We start from the raw sequence: 16,925 nt of genomic DNA on the forward strand, positions 1-16,925 counted from the left end.
ACTGTCCTCATTCTATCCGTTCCCGATCCGCCTGCTTGACCGCTTTGGACTTTCTCTTGATAGTTCGGGAAACAAAGCGGGACGCCCGACTAAGCGCCTTCCTCGGGCGGGGCTCCCTTGACGAGCTTGAGAGCCTGCCGGGCAGCCGCCGCCGGCTCGGCCTCGTCGCCCCCTGCCACCTGGACCGTCGGGATGGCAAACCGGATGCCATTCTCGTCGAAGGCCTTCTTGATCAGTGCCAGGGCCCGGCGGCGAATGACGAACTGCTCGCCGGGCTTGGTCATCATCTTGAGGCGGATCTGGATACCATAATCGCCGAACTGCTCGACGCCCTGCATCTTGAGCGGCTCGATGATGTGGGGCGCGAACTCGGGATCCTGCGCCAGATCCTTACCGATCTGCTTGATCAGCTTCTTCGCCTTGTCGAAGTCAGAGTCGTAGGACACGCCGACTGTCAGCTTGTCGATCACCCAGTCGCGGCTCATGTTCTCCACCGCCCCGAGCTGCCCATATGGCACGGTGAAGATCGGACCGCGATGATGCCGCAGCTTCACGGAGCGGAAGCCGAGCGACTCCACCGCGCCCTTGTAGCTGCCGCTCTGAATGTACTCGCCAACACGGAAGGCATCGTCGAGCAGGTAGAAGATGCCGCTGATGATATCCTTGACCAGCGTCTGTGACCCGAAGCCGATGGCGACGCCGAAAATCCCTGCACCGGCGATCAGAGGGCCGATCTCTACTCCCAGCGACGACAGCGCCATCAGCACGGCCACCGTGGCCAGCACGATGAACACCGCCATCCGCAGCATTGGAAGAAGGGTTCGGATCCGCGCCTGGCGCAGAGCCACCTCGCTTCCTGGAACGGCCGCGGCCTGGAGGCTTGTGAGACGCCGGTCAATCTGCGTCTTCACCATCTGCCAGAGGAGATCGGCCACCAGTAGGATGACGATGCTGCTGAGCGCGCCCCTCACCAGCCGGGTCGCGACCGTGTCGCGGCTCGTCATCGCGCCTGGATCGATTCCCCAGACCCAGGCGAGAAACAAGGCGGCGCCGACCATCAGAAGGACGCGCACACCCCGGTCCACGAAAACGGCCCAGAGTTCATGCCCCTGCGTGGCCTCCGCGCCTTCGGGGGGCCGTAGCAGGTGACGGGCGGACGCTTTGGTGAGCTTCACGGCTTGAGGCAGTACGACGGCCACGACCAGCAGCCAGAACAGCCCCATCAGGCCTGTAACCCACAAGACCCACAGCAGGACGAGGTAAAGCGACAATGGCCACGGCCCTAGAGCATAGTGACGATGACGCCGTTCCGGCTCCACCGACAGAGCTGTGGGATGGACGGGCCATCTCCACACCGCCTCGACCGCGATGGCCAACAAGCCGATTCCGAGGGCGTATGCGACCAGCCTGCGTCCTTCCGTCGAGAACCCGAGGGTGCGCACGAGTTCGACGGTCGCCCAGCCGAATGCGAACCAGCCGATGAAAAGCACCATGCGGCGGCACCAGAACCGCGCTGCCTCATCGCTCACGGGAATGACACGAATGGCTTCAGGATCATGACTTCCCATCGGCCGGGGAGAGAGCAGGATCCGTCCCCCCAGAACAGCAAGGCGCAGCAGGAGCGCCGCGAACAGGTAGGCGAGCACGATTTGCCTGAGTCGGGGCGGCCAATCGAAGACGAGGAACGCCCCGATGCTGCCCAAGGTGAAGATCGCCACATGCGCCAAGCCGAACGCCAGGCGCATGCCGATCATCCGGACACGCTCATGCGCTGTCACCATCGGGCGGGAGATGACCCGCCCACGCGCGGATGCCGTGGTCCTGCGGAAGATCCACTCGGCTCCGGCGCCGAGGCCAAGAAAACCAAGTATGAGAACAGCGACATCAAGGAGAGAGCGGCTCTGAAGTTCCTGCGACAGCAGGCCAGAGGCTCGCTGAAACTCCTGCGGCAGACGGGGCACCGCCGCTGCCAGCGAGCCAAGATGCGCCCGCAACGCCTCGACGCGCACGGCGAGCATCTCGGAATTCATAGCCGGTGGCTCTTGTGGCGTGTCGTCGCCCGGGGGCGCGGCTGGCGGCCTCTGCTGGTCGATCCATGTCCGCGTGGCCGGGTCATCCAGGAGCCGCAAAAGCTCCTGGACTTGGGGTGGGGGAGAGGCGAGAGTCGAGGCGGCCTGGGCACTGGCAGAATCGGTGCCGACAAGGACCAAGCACAGCAGCCCGAAGAGGGTGCTGGCGAGACCAGAGATCGCCTTGCCGTCAGATCGTCTCACGGACCGCTCCAGTCAGTTTACCTAGGGACAGCGGTAGACGATCTGGCCGTAGGAGTTCACGACCTGCTGGCATCCCGGATTGGCATAGTAGTATGTCCCGGCCGCTGCGGCGGCTCCTGCCGCCGTTCCGTAAGCGACGGCCCGGCGCGTGGTCCGCCGCGCCACGCCGGCATAGCTCATGGGCGTGGCGGGGCGACCCACCCTCGCCTCCGCCTGACTGATGAACGAGCCGGACGGAAGGAGCCCGTCACCGCTCCAGAGTATGGCCGCACCGCCGGCCACAAGTACGAGCGCAGCGCGACGCCTGTATGTGAGAGTGTTCATTTGGCACCTCCGGGAACGACGCCGGCCGGGATTTCATCGATGTCCTTGAGCATGGTGATCGCGACGCCGCTGGAACCTGCCGGCGGTTTGAACGCGAAGGCGTCAGCAGCCGGACTGACGCCGGTCTTCCACTCCCTGAGCCGGAGTGTGTACTGAGGGGCGGCGCCCACCGCCTTGCTGGTGATGACGTATTTGCGCGGCACCGGTCGCTCGCCGACCTCGACCCAAATCTGCCAGTCGGTGTCGAGGTTGCGGAAGGCGAGATGCTCGCATTCGACGCCCTCCACCACGCCGCGGCCAATGTGCTTGGCCTCCAGCACCCCAGCCATCAGTTCGTCGTAGGGCTTCGACAGCAGGAGATCGGCGCCTGGAATTTCGAGCGGCGCCTCGGTCCGGAGCCGGTCGACGACCTCGTCGAACGTGCCGGCGGCGGGCACCTGGGCGAACCGGTTGCCGCCCCGATCATGTATCGTCACGGTGGAGCCATCCGAGATGAGTTCGACCTCGGCATAGCCGCCGGTTCGGCTGACACGAAACTTGTTAGGACGGCCCATGGTGACATCACCCGAAGCGCTGAACTGGATCTTCTCGACGGCCGGGGTGACCACCTCGATATCAGCATCATACTTCAGGGACAGGTTCTCCTGGCTGCTGACGTAGTTGGACATGGCCTTCAGAATGCTCTGAGCAGCACCATCCTCCGCCCATGCGGCAGGCGCAGGTGCGACCGTGATGGCTAGGCCAGCGAGAAGACCCAAGGCGGATTTCGTGAGCGCCACACGGGGACGCAAACAGATCCTTCGGTTCATTGTGCGATCCTCCCTGACAATCCCACGGGAGCACAGCCGCGGGAGCATCCGCGCTGCGGTTTGCGAGAGCAGCCGGTAAGATCACTCTAGGTCCGACGGAACTCTATGCTTGACCGACGGGGACAATCTCTTGACAGTTTTGGCCGTTGGCGCGTCAGCCCGGATGACCTTCACCGCGCCAGGCGGTGGGAGTTTGGCCCGACCAGCGCCGGAAGGCGCGGGTGAAGGCGCTCGCCTCGGAATAGCCCAGCGCGGCCGCGATCTGCCCCAGAGGCACTTCGGTATCCTGCAGCAACTGGCGAGCGATCTCGAAGCGGATTTCGTTCGTGATCGCCCTGTAGCCCATCCCGCTGCCTTTGAGGCGGCGGCTCAGGGTGCGCCGGTGCATCGCCAGCACGTCGGCAATGTCATCCGCCGAGCAGTGCCTGCTCGTCAGCCGCGTGCGCAGCAGCCGCCGGATGTCATCTGAAAGGACGGAACCCTGAGTGCCCTTCATCTCCTGGATCCGTTCCTCCAGCAAGGCCCGCACAACAGGATCGGCGCCGACAATCCGGCAGTTCAGATCACTGGTCATAAAGACGATGACAGCTGTCTCCTGATTGAATCGAACGGGAGCCCGGAAATGGCGTCGGTAGGGATCCTGATCGGCCGGTGCGATCCGGGGCAGAAGCACCTCGATCGGATGCCAGTCGGGACCACGCAGGGCGCGCAAGGCATTGACCGCCACGGCGAGGGAGCCGTCCGAGATCTGATCCGCGCTCTCGGCCCTCGGCTGATAGATTGAGAAAGCAAACAGAGCCGTGTCGCCAATGATCGTCAGCGACGGGACCGACCCCCGGTTCTGGATGCTCAGGTTGGAGACAAGCGCCCGCATGGCATCGCCTACGGTCTCCGAGTGCTGCATGAGGCGACCGACCAAGCCCAGCGACAGGATTGTGGCGCGCTGGCCGACCAGCAGCCCGAAATGGGAACACCGTGTTTGGGCCACGCACAGGGTGAGCAGCCGGCCCAGGGCTGCGTGCGGGATCACGTTCGCGCCGTCGTCGAACAGATGCGGGTCGAGCCCGGCCATGCGGATGACTGGATCGGGATCAAGGCCGAACTCGCGCAGGGTCGGGGCGATCTCCTTGGCGACCCCTAGGTGAATGTAGCCGGGCGGCAGCGTCCGCCCAGAGCCCGCCGGAACCTTTGGCGGGGTTATTATGGAGATTTCTCGACCGGTACTCGTGGACAGAGGCAGAATGCTTTTGACCATCGTCATGGCCCCCTAGCCAAATTCTAAAGAGGCAGTCGAACGCATCGCCGGGAACCAAGACCCCTCGGGCACTGTACAGCTTAACCGCAGATTACGGCTATTTCACGGAATTTGCCTCTCCGATGTCCGTTCCGGTCAAGGGTCTGTCCCAAACCGTCAAGCCCGCCGTGGCACTCAGCGCAATGATACTGAGTGCCGCGAGGCTGGAAGCGACGACTTACGGAGGGAGCGGATGGGCCTGGATCGGCTGATCAGTGTTCTCGTCGCCGTCACCCTGATCGAGATGATGCTTGCAATTCGCCGCCGGTTGGAGCCTCGGCGGCCGGTTGAGCCGGAACCGTAAGGCGGTGGCGTTCACGACCTCGATCCGCAATGTCGGCCTCGGCCTAGTCATCGCATCGAGCACCTTTGCGGGAACGCCGGTGGCCGCAACGGTCGTGGTCTATGGCCTCCTGCAGTTGCTCGGAGCGTTCCTGCTCGCCTTATGGTGGCGGCACCAGGCGGTCGAGGTGCGGTCGGACCATCAGGAGAGGGCGCGATGATGGCCCCCACACAGTCATTGGTGACAACCGAAAAGGAGCACGACGATGAGCCGGCAAGATGTCATGAAGAAGAAAAAGGCTGCAGACGATCGTTCGGATGCCGCTGTTACGCCCATGAAGCGAAAGGAGTTCGAGAGTGAGCTGAGAACCCTTCAGGTCGAACTCGTCCGCCTGCAAACCTGGGCCAAGGCCACAGGCGCCAGGATCATCGTGATCTTCGAAGGGCGTGATACCGCCGGCAAGGGTGGCGTGATCAGCCGGATCACGCAACGGGTGAGCCCACGGGTGTTCCGGCATGTCGCGCTGCCAGCACCCACCGAGCGCGAGAAAAGCCAGCTCTACATCCAGCGCTACATCGCCCACTTCCCGGCCGCCGGGGAGATCACGCTGTTCGACCGCTCCTGGTACAACCGGGCCGGCGTCGAAAGGGTGATGGGCTTCTGCACGGGTGACGAGTACGAACGGTTTATGCGCCTGGTGCCGTCATTCGAGCAGGAGATCGTCGACAACGGCATCATTCTGCTCAAGTACTTCCTCGACGTCAGCCAGGACGAGCAGCGCCGTCGCTTCGCCGACCGGATCGAGGACCCCGTGAAGCATTGGAAGCTCAGCCCGATGGACACAGAGTCGGTGCGGCGATGGTGGGATTATACGCGAGCTTACCAGGACATGCTGCGCGTCACCGACACCCCGGCCAGTCCCTGGTTCATCGTTCCGTCCGATGACAAGCGCCGGGCGCGCCTCAACCTGATTGCCCACATGCTCAGCCAAGTTCCCTACAAGAAGGTGAAAGTCGAACTGCCGAAGGTGCCGAAAGCGGAGCCGAGACCGAAGGGCGTCGAGGCTGGGCTGCCTTCAAGGAACGTCGTGCCGGTACGGTACTGACACCTTGTCTCGGAGATGAGCTTAAGACAGTGGCAGGCTTGCTCATGGAAGGAATTTCCCATGTGTAAAACACGCTGTCCTAAACGGTCAAAGGCTTGTCCTCTTCAGTCAAGCACATGCCCCGGACAGACCTAGGATGATGTCAGAAGTAGGATTTGTTCTGCCTTACATCACAACAGGGGCGGAGGTGCCCCAGGTTTGCGCGCCTCCGTTACTTGAATAGGAGGACGCGCTCATGACTCGCTCCAGCAAGGACGACGAGCTGTTTCCGGCATTGTCCGAACCTATGGGCCCTCCTCCGGGTGTGAATCGCCGGGCGTTCCTCATGCGCAACGCCGCCATCGGCGCGGCGGCCGTGATGACCGGGACGACATGGGCTCCGGAAACCCGGGCGCAGCAGGCCGCGACGGAGGCTGCCGCGCAGCAAGCCAAGAGGGAAGCCGCAGGCGGTGATGCCGGTCTCAAGATGAGTTCTACCCTTTCCCCCGACCTCGACGTCGTCAAGACCTCAAAGGGACCGGTCATGACGGTTGCGGACGAGTTCTACAAGGTCGGACCCGGCCCCTCAAGCTCGCACACGATCGGGCCCATGCGCATCACGTACGACTTCTACCAACGTTGTGAGAAGCTGCCGGCCGATCAACTGGCGCAGGCCACGGGTCTCAAGGTGCATCTGTTCGGCAGCCTGAGCGCGACCGGCAAGGGCCATGGCACAGAACGCGCCGCTCTCGCCGGCTTGGTCGGCAAGGAACCGGCGACCGTGGATCCACTGTTCCTCGACGAGATGATCGCCAAGCCTGATCAGACCTATCCTGTGAAGCTGGGAAGCAAGTCGTTCAATCTGTCCCTGGCCGACATCATCTACGACGCGCCGAAGGGCGATTTCCCGCATCCGAACACCATGACGGCCCGCCTCATGACCGGCGACAAGGTCCTTTATGAGCAGGAATATTACTCTGTCGGCGGCGGGTTTATCGAATGGAAGGGCTACGAGCCTCCCAAGAAGGGAGCACCGAAGTATCCCTATGCGACGATGAAGGAACTGCGCCAGCACGCGGAGTCCAACAATCTCTCGGTCTCCGACGTAGTCATGGCGAACGAATTAGCGGTGTCTGGCAAGAGCGAGGAGCAGATCAACGCCTTCCTGGACAAGATCGCCAACGCGATGATCGCCACAGTGAAGACCGGACTGTCCTACAAAGACGACGTCTTGCCTGGGCCGATCAAGCTCCACTCCAAGGCAGCGACGGTCTTTGAGCGGGCGATGGATGACACCTACATAAGCGACCGCGCAATCGGGCTCGTGTCCGCCTTCGCCCTGGCCGCCTCCGAGGAGAATGCCCGCGGCCATCTGGTGATCACCGCACCGACCGGCGGCTCGGCGGGAGTGATGCCCGCCGTCGTCTACGCCCTCACCCAGAGCGGCCGCGCGGTGCCGATGGACAAGATCCGGGAAGGCTTGCTGGCCGGCCTGGCGGTCGGCTACCTGTGCAAGCACAATGCCACTCTCGCCGCTGCGGAAGGCGGATGCCAGGCCGAGATCGGTGTCGCTTCCGCGATGGCGGCAGCCCTGATCACTCAGGTGCTGGATCAACCGCCGCGCGTGATCGAAAACGCAGCTGAGTCGGCTCTTGAGCATCACCTCGGCATGACATGCGATCCTGTCGCAGGCTATGTGCAGGTTCCGTGCATTGAGCGCTGCGCCTTCGGGGCGGTGAAGGCCTGGGCTGCCGCGATGATCGCCACCAACGAGATTGCAAGCCGGCACCGGGTGGACCTCGACACCACGATCAAGACACTCGCCGATACCGCGCGGGACATGAACCCGAAGTACAAGGAGACGAGCGAGGCGGGCCTCGCCCAGAACCTGGTGCTCTGCTGAGCTTCCCTGCGGCCGCGCGTGAGCGGCCGGGGATACATCGAACGAAGGTCCCATGAGCGTCGTGGGAGGAGGTTGTCATGCCGGATGAAGCCACTGCTGCTCAGAGGTCTGCGGACAAGCACGATCAACAGCCTGGAAAGCTGGCGGCAAAAGACCATCGGGCTGAAGCAGCCCCCACACCTGAAGCCATGGCTTCGGTGAACGAATGGGTAGGCTTCGCACCAGGGCGCTGGCAGAGCACCGTCGATGTCCGTGACTTCATCCAGCGCAACGTCACTCCCTACGACGGAGACGAGGCGTTTCTGGCCGGCCCCAGCGAACGGACAAAGGCCGTCTGGGCGAAGCTGCAACCGTACTTTCAGGAGGAGATCCGCAAGGGTGTTCTCGACGTCGATGCCAGGACGCCTTCCTCGATGACGGCTCACAAGCCCGGCTACATCGACCGCGACAACGAGATCATCGTTGGGCTGCAGACCGACGCGCCGTTCCGCCGCGCTATCATGCCGTATGGCGGGTTGCGCATGGTCGAGGCCGGACTGAAGGCAGCGGGCTTCGAGGCGGATCCCATCGTGCACGAGGCCTTCACCAAATACCGCAAGACCCACAACGACGGCGTCTTCGATGCGTATACGCCCGAGATCATGGCGTGCCGGCGGAGCCACATCATCACCGGCCTGCCAGACTCCTATGGCCGCGGCCGGATCATCGGCGATTATCGCCGGGTGGCCTTGTACGGTACGGACAAATTGCTGGCGACCAAACGCGGCGAGCGGGCACTGCTCGATGCCAAGTGGCCGACGGACGACGTCATCCGTGAGCGGGAGGAGCTGGCCGAGCAGATGCGGGCACTGGCCGACCTCGCAACCATGGCTGAAGGCTACGGTTGCGATATCACGCGCCCCGCCGCAGATGCCCGCGAAGCCGTGCAGTGGACCTACTTCGGCTATCTCGGGGCCATCAAAGAGGCCAACGGGGCGGCCATGTCGATCGGCCGCATCTCGTCCTTCCTCGACATTTACATTGAGCGCGATCTGAAGAGCGGCGCTCTGGATGAAGCGAGCGCTCAGGAACTCATCGACCAGCTCGTCCAGAAGCTGCGCATCGTCCGCTTCCTGCGCACGCCCGACTACGACGCCCTGTTCTCGGGCGATCCCTACTGGGCCACCGAGTGCGTCGGCGGCATGGATCTGAACGGCCGTCCCCTGGTCACGCGGACGAGCTTCAGGACGCTGCACACACTCACGAACCTGGGTCCGGCACCGGAGCCCAACATAACAGTGCTCTGGTCGAGGCAGTTGCCTGATGGTTTCAAGCGTTACTGCATAAAGGTCTCGGCCGAGACCTCGTCCATCCAGTACGAGAACGACGACCTCATGCGTCCCTATTGGGGCGACGATTACGGCATCGCCTGTTGCGTCTCGGCGATGCGGATCGGCAACCAGATGCAGTTCTTCGGGGCGCGGGTGAACCTTGCCAAGTGCTTGCTGTACGCAATCAACGGAGGTCGGGACGAGGTCAGCGGCGAGCAGATCGGCCCGGCGGCCTCCCCCGTATCCGGTGATGTCCTCGACTACGATGACGTCATGGCGAAGTTCGACACCATGATGGAGTGGCTGGCACGAACTTACGTCCACGCCATGAACTGCATCCACTACATGCACGACAAGTACTACTACGAGCGTCTGGAGATGGCGCTGCACGATCAGCAGATCCTGCGCACGATGGCCTTCGGGATTGCCGGCCTGTCGGTGGTTGCCGACAGCCTGTCGGCGATCAAGCACACTAAGGTCAGGCCGATCCGCCGCGATGACGGGTTGATTGTCGACTACGAGATCGAGGGTATCTACCCGCAATACGGCAACAACGATGATCGTGTCGACACCATCGCAGCCGATCTTGTCTCCACCTTCATGAAGAAGATCCGCAAGCACCCGACCTACCGGAATGCTACTCACACGCAATCGGTCCTGACGATCACGAGCAATGTCGTCTATGGCAAGCATACAGGTAATACGCCGGACGGCCGCAAGGTAGGCGAGCCGTTCGCTCCGGGCGCCAACCCGATGCATGGCCGCGACAGCCATGGATGGCTCGCCTCATGCTTGTCGGTCGCCAAGCTGCCCTATGCCGATGCACAGGACGGCATCAGCTACACCGTGTCGGTCTCGCCGAGTCTCAACCGGCTGGACCAGGGCGAGAAGATCAAGCAGGCGGTGAAGGTGCTCGACACCTATTGCGGCCAAGGCGGGTTCCACATGAACCTCAACGTCCTCAACCGCGATACCCTGCTCGACGCGATGGAGCATCCGGACAAGTACCCGCAGCTAACGATCCGGGTTTCGGGTTACGCGGTCAATTTCGTGCGTCTTACGCGGGAGCAGCAGATGGACGTGATCAGCCGGACGTTTCACGGTGAGTGAGACCTGATATCATGGCCGACGAGCCCTGGGCCCATAGCAGATATGACCTGCAGCAAGCGCGCTCTCCGGACGCTCCGGAGACGGCCACGTTCAATGATCCTCGGGGTGATTTCGGGTGGATCCACTCGTATGAGACCGGATCCACCCTCGACGGCCCCGGAATCCGGGTCGTGGTGTTCATGAGCGGCTGTCTGCTGCGCTGCCTCTACTGCCACAACCCGGACACGTGGCATCTTAAGGATGGCACCCTTGTCCCATTCGAGCGCGCCAGAACTGCGCTCGCGGCCTATGCCGCGCCGCTGCGTGCCATGGACGGAGGACTGACGATCTCGGGTGGGGAGCCGCTCGTCCAGATGCACTTCACGAAACGGCTCTTTACAGCGGCCAAGGAAATGGGCCTCCATACGGCTTTGGACACTTCGGGCTTCCTCGGGGCATGCGCTGATGATGAGTACATGCGTCAGGTTGATCTCGTGCTGCTCGACATCAAATCCTGGGATCCGGAAACTTACCGTCGGGCCGTAGGGCAGGATATCAAGCCGACCATCCAATTCGCGGAACGCCTCGCCACCCTTGGCAAGCCGGTCTGGGTACGGTTCGTGCTGGTTCCAGGACTGACCGACGATCCTGCCAATGTCGAGGGCATCGCCCGGTTCGTCGCGCCCATGAAGAACGTGGAGTGGGTTGAAGTCCTCCCGTTCCATCAGATGGGCGCCTTCAAATGGAAAGCGATGGGCCTGAACTACGAGCTTTCCAACACCCCGTCCCCCTCCCCTGATCTGGTGGCGCGGGTGATCGGGCAGTTCCGTGAGGCCGGCTGCCGCGTAAGATAAGGGGAACCGATGCTCGATATCATTCGCACGCTGCTTGAAACCTCTCCCCTGCTGGCGCTTTTTCTCGCCATCGCCACCGGCTATGCAATTGGGCAGATCTCGATTGCCGGAGTATCGTTCGGTGCGGGCGCCGTTCTCTTCACCGGCTTGATCATCGGCGCTATCGCGCCGAAGGCAGCGCCTCCCGGGCTGGTGGGCACGCTCGGTCTCGTGATGTTCGTGTACGGTGTCGGCATCCAGTACGGGCCGCAATTCTTCACGAGCCTGAAAGGGCCCGGCCTCAGGTACATCGCGCTTGCCGCGGTTGCCGTGATCGCCTCGCTCCTGGTCGCAATGTCGCTTTCCTCCCCTCTCGGCATCTCGATGGCGACGGCGGCCGGGCTCTTCGCCGGATCCGGCACGAGCACGCCGACCCTTCAGGCGGCGCTGGCTGCGGCGGGCAACCAGGATCCTGCGATCGGCTATTCGGTCTCTTATCCCTTCGGCGTCATCGGACCGATCGTCCTGATGACGATGATGGCCGCCTGGCTCAAACCCACATTCAAGGCGCCGACGCAGAACGTCCGGATCGCCGAGTTGACCCTTGAGGCGCCCGGCGCGAACCATACCATCGAGGAGATCTCTTCCGCATTCCCGGCAGACGTCAAGATCGTTGCGGTACGCCAGCATCACGTCAACGCTCCACCCGTTTCTGGGACCAGGCTCCACGAGGGCGATGGATTGCTTCTGGTCGGCAGTCCGGCAAGTATCGAGCAGGCAAAGGCAGCCATGGGACACGAGGATCCCGGACGCATCAGCCGTGACCGAGCCAATTACGATGTCGTGCGCGCCTACGTCTCGAAGACGGCCTTCGTCGGCAAGAATGTGCGCGAGATCGCGCTTCCCGATTTTCCTGTCGTAATCTCGCACATCCGCCGGGGCGACAGCGACATGGTGGCGTCACCCGATCTGACACTTGAGTTCGGCGATCTGATCGTGGCGGCCGTTCCCAGTGACCGCAAAGCCGATGCCCAGCGCCATTTCGGCGACAGCATCAAGGGCAATGCCGAGTTGTCCTTCGTCTCTATCGGCGTCGGGATCGCGCTCGGGCTGGTGCTTGGCATGATCCCGGTTCCCCTTCCGGGCGGTGGCACCTTCAGCCTCGGGGTCGCAGGTGGGCCGCTCGTGATGGCGCTCATCCTGGGCTGGCTTGGGCGCACCGGACCGCTGGGTTGGAAAATCCCCGTGGTTGCCAACTTGGTGCTGCGCAATCTCGGCCTGTCCGTTTTCATAGGGTCCGTCGCTATCGGCGCGGGGAGTCCGTTCGTCCAGACCGTTGCTACCAATGGGGTTCAGATCCTGCTCGGAGGAGCGGCAGTCCTGCTCACCTTGGTTTTGATTGTCTTGGTCGGAGGCTACTTCCTGCGGATCCCATTTGACGACCTTCTCGGTGTCTGTGCGGGCTCGACCGGCAATCCCGCCATCGTCGTTGCCGCGGGACGACTGGCTCCCACGGAGAGGACAGATATCGGATATGCCATCTGCTTTCCGAGCATGACCATCGTCAAGATCATCGCTGTCCAGGTTCTCCTGAGCTGACGTTCGCCAAAGCGGGCGAGCTTGTGATGCGATTCGGCAACACGGAACGATCTTTCGTGCGAGCTGGGATGTGTATTCACGACCTGCGCTTGACGGCCAATCGCCCATCGGTCCAGGCTTGCGCTTGTACGATCAATACCTTGTCTGGAGGTGGTCCGATGATGGCGGTTCGTGCTGCATTGCTTGTGAGCGTCGCGATTATCACCGGCGGAGCACAGGCCGCCGATCTACCGGCCAAAACAACCGCCCCCGTGGACTATGTCCGTATCTGCTCCACCTACGGCACTGGCTTTTTCTACATTCCAGGCACAGAAACCTGCCTCCGTGTCAGTGGGCGTGTTCGCGCAGAGTATCTCTACCTCGAGCCTGATGACCGTGCCGACGATACAATCGGGTTCCGCGCCCGTGGTCGTTTGAACCTCGATACGCGCACCGCTACCGCCTATGGCCTCCTGCGCACCTATCTTCGCATGGAGATGACCCGCAACACCGGTGCGTATGGCGACAGCTCTACCAGCCCTAACATTGCGCAGGCCTTCATTCAGTTCGGGGGACTGACAGCCGGTCGCGCGGTTTCCTTTTTCACAAATCCGGACTTGCCTGCTCCAAACTTCGGCGATCTGCGCTTCGACGATCCTTCGAACGCTGAAGTGAACCTGCTGGCTTATACCTTCTCCTTCGGCAACGGCTTCTCGGCCACCCTGTCGCTGGAGGAAGGGCGGCGGGTCAATAACGATCTTGACTTTCCCCTGTTCGGGGTGGGCACTCCGCCGCCAGCCCTCGCTCCGATCGCCTTCACCTATGGCGGCGAGCGCATTCCGGATGTGGTCGCCAATTTCCGCTACACTGGCACCTGGGGTGGTGCACAGATTTCCGGGGCGTTGCATCAGATCCGTGACGTGGCTTTCGGCCTCACCAGTGTCGACGGCGTGACAGTTCCTGTTATCAACCCTATCACTGGCTTGCCGTATCCGGCGTATGCCGACACTGACTATGGCTTCGCGATTGGTGCACATGCTTATGCCAACCTGCCGTTTCTCGGAACAGGTGATACAGGCTGGATCTCGGCGACCTATACGGACGGTGCCGTCGGCTACATCAATGCCGGTCAGGCGGGCTCAATCAGCAATGCATTCATCGGCGCTGGCACACTTCAGCTTCCCTTCGCGGATGCCTTCGTCGATCCTGTCACGGGCGAGTTCGAGACCAACAAGGCCTACGGCATAGCCGGCGGCATCAATCACAACTGGACGCCGACGGTCCAGACAAATGTCTTCGGATCCTGGATGCATTTCGACGCGCCTGGGATTGCTCAATATGCGATACCAACGACGCCTGCGACAACGGCGGCTGGCATAGCGGGGGCGTCTACAGGGATCGTTGACTTCAACGAGTATCGGGTCGGCGTCAACGCAATATGGACGCCAGTGGAAGGCTTTCTCATCGGCGTTGAGGCGCTCTACATCAGGGTCGATCCACGCGGCCGTGCTGCCGTGCCCGTCGCGGATGCGACCGGCACGCCGACCGGCACCTTCCAATCAACCGGCTCGGAGAATACTTGGGAAGGCCGACTTCGTATTCAACGCGACTTCTAAGAAGAGGGCTTCGTTGCAGTCGCTTGAGAGGATCATGACCGCCGCAGCGGCTCATCCAAATCGGCTACAGGCATCGCCACAACTGCGCAGGTAGCGTGAACTCAATTTAAATCCGGATCGGATGTATGTGTTCGCCGCGACTACGTCTGCAGTGATGGATAATAGGTTTGTGTTCGACGATCATAAGTTCTCAAACGCCGGTTACGACCTTTCTGCTCTTTAAGCGTCAGGCATTCAGGTTCGGTGCTTGGCGAACTCCTCTCTCGTATCGATATCCTGGATGATGGCCGAGTCCTCCGTCGGCCATTCCAAGACATCCGACCTTCCGCGTAGAACCGCGCCTGCGCCAATGTCCCCGGATAGTTCTGCAATCGTGGCCTGAAGTGCACGCGAGAGTACCACGGGATTGCCTCTCTGACCGTTCAACACGGGAACGAGAGCCGTTGGCTCTCCCATGTCGTGCCAGCTGGCAACGAGAGCATCGATGAGCTCGGGCCTTACAAATGGCATATCTCCAAGGAGAACAATTGCGGCCCGCGCCTCTGGTGGCAACACGGAGAAGCCGGCTTTCAAGGAGGTTGAGAGGCCATCGGCGAACAGAGGATTGTGAACGACCTGGATCGCAAGTCCCTGCAGTTCGGCCTGAACCGCCTCAGCGCGATGGCCCGTCACTACAATCACCGGAACGGCGGTGGAATGGACGGCAGCCTCCGCCACGTGGCGTACCAGGGCCTTGCCGCCGACACGGGCCAGCAGCTTCGGTTCCTCACCGAACCGGGTTCCGCGCCCGGCCGCCAGAAGAATGGCCGCCACATCGCTCATTCCTCACCCTCACTCTCGCCGCCCTCGCGGGGCTGCGGCCGCGAGACGATTTCCATGAGCAGTCCGCCGACTCCGAGGGACATGATATCGGCTCGTGTCACGGGCACGTCCGCAAGAAGGCGGTGCAGGATCCAGTCGAATCCGTTTTCCTTGGGGGATCGGGCACAGCCTGGAGCGCCGATCACAGGCTTGCCGGCAATGGAGCCCACAAGAAGCAGATTCCCCGGATCGACCGGCATGCCGAAATGCTCCACCCGGCCGCCGGCCATCTCGATGGCCGATGGAATGACGTCGCGACGGTCCGCAATGGCCGATGCTCCGAAGACGATAATGAGGTCCGTGTCGCCACATGCCTGGGAAGCCAACTCCTGCGCTAGGGCGGCCGCCTCGTGGACGACGCGGCGATCCTGCATGATCCTTGCGCCCGTTGGCTCCAGTCGTCTGCCGAGCACGGCAAGGGTCTTGTCGATTACGCTCGGCTTGAGTCCTGGAAGAGCCGTTGAGATGACGCCGACTCGACCCCGGGCGTAAGGCGAGATGCGCAAGGCGCTCCTGCCTGCTCTCTCGATTCCTTGCTTTAGCAAGACTTCTGGGATGGCGTAGGGAATGATCTTGACGGTGCCGACCATTTCCCCTGCGACGACCGGCTTGTAGGCAGGCAGAGTGGCTGCTGTCATGGCCTCGTCGACCGCGTTAAGGCCATGGATCGCGTCTACATCGATGAGGAGAACGCCCGAAGTTTGGGCATAGAGATTGGAGCGCCCGGTAAAGGGGGCTTCGACCGTCACGTTGCTGCCTGCAAGCACATGAGCAAGCTGGGAAGCCGCTTCGTCTTCAGCAATGTCACCAGGTTCGAACCGGGCTGCGATGAGGGTCTCGACACCGGCCCGCTTCAGCCGCAAAGCGATCTCGGATGTGACAAGAGTTCCCTTCTTCACCGTCACTTCACCGGCCCTGACGCTGTGAGCCGCCAAGGCCCCAACTGCCTCCTCGACTGAAACAAGGCCGAACTTCACGCCGAGCGCCTCCGGTCTTTTCGCAGAGTTGCGACGATTTCGGCCAGGATGGAGACGGCGATTTCCGCAGGCGAAACCGCTCCGATGTCGAGCCCAATCGGGGCATGGATGCGGGCAAGATCCGCTTCCGCAAATCCGGCTTCGCTTAGGCGCTGAACGCGCCGCTCATGAGTTTTGCGCGAGCCGAGCGCGCCGATGTAGAAGCACTCCGAGCGGAGGGCCGCCTTGAGCGCAGGATCGTCGATCTTCGGATCATGGGTGAGCGCTATGAGGGCTGTGTACCGGTCGATCCCGATCTCCGGCAGAACCGCATCTGGCCACTCCGGCAGCAGCGGCACATCGGGAAAACGCTCGGGCGTTGCGAAAGCCGTGCGCGGGTCGATGATGGTCACGTCGAGATCGAGGCCTTTGGCCATAGGCGCGAGTGCTTGGCTAATATGGACAGCCCCAATGACTACCACTCTCACCGGCGGCGTTTGCACGGTCAGGAAGAACTGGCGGCCATCCCGCTCGACGATCCCGCTCTTGCCTCGGCGCAAATTGTCCCGCAGTTCCTGAGCCAGCGGGTCTGTTTCAACCTCCGCCTCCCGGACTAAGCGCTGCTCGCCGGATGCGGTGTCGGTCACAAGGACGGCGGCGCGCCGCGCGGCGCGCTCTGCATTGAGATCGGACAAGAGGCTCAGGCGCATAC

The 16,925-nt window shown here is 62.4% G+C and carries 14 protein-coding genes; 7 read left to right on the plus strand and 7 right to left on the minus strand.

The annotated features are described in order from the left end of the window. Positions 1-89: 89 nt before the first annotated feature. From JKL45_RS07920 to JKL45_RS07935, 4 genes are all read right to left on the minus strand, one after another. Positions 90-2,273: a mechanosensitive ion channel family protein gene (locus JKL45_RS07920; protein WP_312896924.1), complete on the minus strand. Its 2,184-nt coding sequence runs from the start codon at positions 2,271-2,273 to the stop codon at positions 90-92. Positions 2,274-2,294: 21 nt separating this feature from the next. Then, the gene (locus JKL45_RS07925; RefSeq protein ID WP_201860577.1) at positions 2,295-2,597 is read right to left on the minus strand and encodes a hypothetical protein; all 303 of its coding nucleotides are present in this window, start codon (positions 2,595-2,597) and stop codon (positions 2,295-2,297) included. Next, positions 2,594-3,406 carry a DUF2092 domain-containing protein gene (locus JKL45_RS07930; RefSeq protein WP_201860578.1) on the minus strand — a complete coding sequence of 271 codons (813 nt, stop codon included), beginning with the start codon at positions 3,404-3,406 and terminating at the stop codon, positions 2,594-2,596. Before JKL45_RS07930 ends, JKL45_RS07925 begins: the two co-directional genes overlap by 4 nt. A 154-nt stretch (positions 3,407-3,560) precedes the next feature. Further along, positions 3,561-4,661: an AraC family transcriptional regulator gene (locus JKL45_RS07935; RefSeq protein WP_201860579.1), complete on the minus strand. Its 1,101-nt coding sequence runs from the start codon at positions 4,659-4,661 to the stop codon at positions 3,561-3,563. 290 nt (positions 4,662-4,951) lie between these two features. Here JKL45_RS07935 and JKL45_RS07940 point away from each other — a divergent pair, with 290 nt between their 5' ends. The 7 genes from JKL45_RS07940 to JKL45_RS07970 all read left to right on the plus strand — a co-directional run bounded on the left by JKL45_RS07940 (position 4,952) and on the right by JKL45_RS07970 (position 14,396). Continuing rightward, positions 4,952-5,203 carry a hypothetical protein gene (locus JKL45_RS07940; RefSeq protein ID WP_201860580.1) on the plus strand — a complete coding sequence of 84 codons (252 nt, stop codon included), beginning with the start codon at positions 4,952-4,954 and terminating at the stop codon, positions 5,201-5,203. Between the two features lie 45 nt (positions 5,204-5,248). After that, a complete protein-coding gene (gene ppk2, locus JKL45_RS07945) occupies positions 5,249-6,088 on the plus strand; it encodes a polyphosphate kinase 2 (protein WP_201860581.1) in 840 nt (279 codons plus the stop codon). A 235-nt stretch (positions 6,089-6,323) separates the two neighbouring features. Continuing rightward, positions 6,324-7,970 (plus strand): L-serine ammonia-lyase, encoded by a 1,647-nt coding sequence (locus JKL45_RS07950; RefSeq protein ID WP_201860582.1) that lies wholly within the window; start codon positions 6,324-6,326, stop codon positions 7,968-7,970. A gap of 77 nt (positions 7,971-8,047) precedes the next feature. After that, entirely contained in the window at positions 8,048-10,390 is a 2,343-nt protein-coding gene (gene pflB, locus JKL45_RS07955; protein ID WP_312896925.1) for a formate C-acetyltransferase, read from the plus strand. 11 nt (positions 10,391-10,401) lie between these two features. Continuing rightward, positions 10,402-11,223, plus strand: coding sequence for a pyruvate formate-lyase-activating protein (gene pflA / locus JKL45_RS07960; protein ID WP_201860583.1), 822 nt, complete (start codon positions 10,402-10,404; stop codon positions 11,221-11,223). Positions 11,224-11,232: 9 nt separating this feature from the next. Beyond that, complete coding sequence (locus tag JKL45_RS07965; protein ID WP_201860584.1) at positions 11,233-12,801, plus strand: aspartate:alanine exchanger family transporter; 1,569 nt, start codon at positions 11,233-11,235, stop codon at positions 12,799-12,801. A 158-nt stretch (positions 12,802-12,959) separates the two neighbouring features. After that, positions 12,960-14,396, plus strand: a complete 1,437-nt coding sequence (locus JKL45_RS07970) for a porin (RefSeq protein WP_201860585.1) — start codon at positions 12,960-12,962, stop codon at positions 14,394-14,396. A 234-nt stretch (positions 14,397-14,630) separates the two neighbouring features. On the opposite strand, the gene JKL45_RS07975 is transcribed toward JKL45_RS07970, so the two are convergent. From JKL45_RS07975 to JKL45_RS07985, 3 genes are read right to left on the minus strand one after another with little or no spacing between them, the layout of a single operon-like run. After that, a complete protein-coding gene (locus JKL45_RS07975; protein ID WP_201860586.1) occupies positions 14,631-15,218 on the minus strand; it encodes a nucleotidyltransferase family protein in 588 nt (195 codons plus the stop codon). Beyond that, positions 15,215-16,234, minus strand: coding sequence for a molybdopterin-binding protein (locus JKL45_RS07980; RefSeq protein WP_201860587.1), 1,020 nt, complete (start codon positions 16,232-16,234; stop codon positions 15,215-15,217). The genes JKL45_RS07975 and JKL45_RS07980 overlap by 4 nt, the downstream gene beginning before the upstream one ends. Further along, positions 16,231-16,923: an XdhC family protein gene (locus JKL45_RS07985; RefSeq protein WP_201860588.1), complete on the minus strand. Its 693-nt coding sequence runs from the start codon at positions 16,921-16,923 to the stop codon at positions 16,231-16,233. Before JKL45_RS07985 ends, JKL45_RS07980 begins: the two co-directional genes overlap by 4 nt. Positions 16,924-16,925 lie beyond the last annotated feature (2 nt).

It is taken from the genome of Microvirga soli (genome assembly GCF_016734765.1).
GTDB lineage: Bacteria > Pseudomonadota > Alphaproteobacteria > Rhizobiales > Beijerinckiaceae > Microvirga > Microvirga soli.

Coding starts and splice junctions, on each gene's coding strand:
- JKL45_RS07925 (WP_201860577.1), bottom strand. CDS start 2,597: ATGAACACTCTCACATACAGGCGTCGCGCTGCGCTCGTACTTGTGGCC.
- JKL45_RS07930 (WP_201860578.1), bottom strand. CDS start 3,406: ATGAACCGAAGGATCTGTTTGCGTCCCCGTGTGGCGCTCACGAAATCC.
- JKL45_RS07935 (WP_201860579.1), bottom strand. CDS start 4,661: ATGGTCAAAAGCATTCTGCCTCTGTCCACGAGTACCGGTCGAGAAATC.
- ppk2 (WP_201860581.1), top strand. CDS start 5,249: ATGAGCCGGCAAGATGTCATGAAGAAGAAAAAGGCTGCAGACGATCGT.
- JKL45_RS07950 (WP_201860582.1), top strand. CDS start 6,324: ATGACTCGCTCCAGCAAGGACGACGAGCTGTTTCCGGCATTGTCCGAA.
- pflB (WP_312896925.1), top strand. CDS start 8,048: ATGCCGGATGAAGCCACTGCTGCTCAGAGGTCTGCGGACAAGCACGAT.
- pflA (WP_201860583.1), top strand. CDS start 10,402: ATGGCCGACGAGCCCTGGGCCCATAGCAGATATGACCTGCAGCAAGCG.
- JKL45_RS07965 (WP_201860584.1), top strand. CDS start 11,233: ATGCTCGATATCATTCGCACGCTGCTTGAAACCTCTCCCCTGCTGGCG.
- JKL45_RS07970 (WP_201860585.1), top strand. CDS start 12,960: ATGATGGCGGTTCGTGCTGCATTGCTTGTGAGCGTCGCGATTATCACC.
- JKL45_RS07975 (WP_201860586.1), bottom strand. CDS start 15,218: ATGAGCGATGTGGCGGCCATTCTTCTGGCGGCCGGGCGCGGAACCCGG.
- JKL45_RS07985 (WP_201860588.1), bottom strand. CDS start 16,923: ATGCGCCTGAGCCTCTTGTCCGATCTCAATGCAGAGCGCGCCGCGCGG.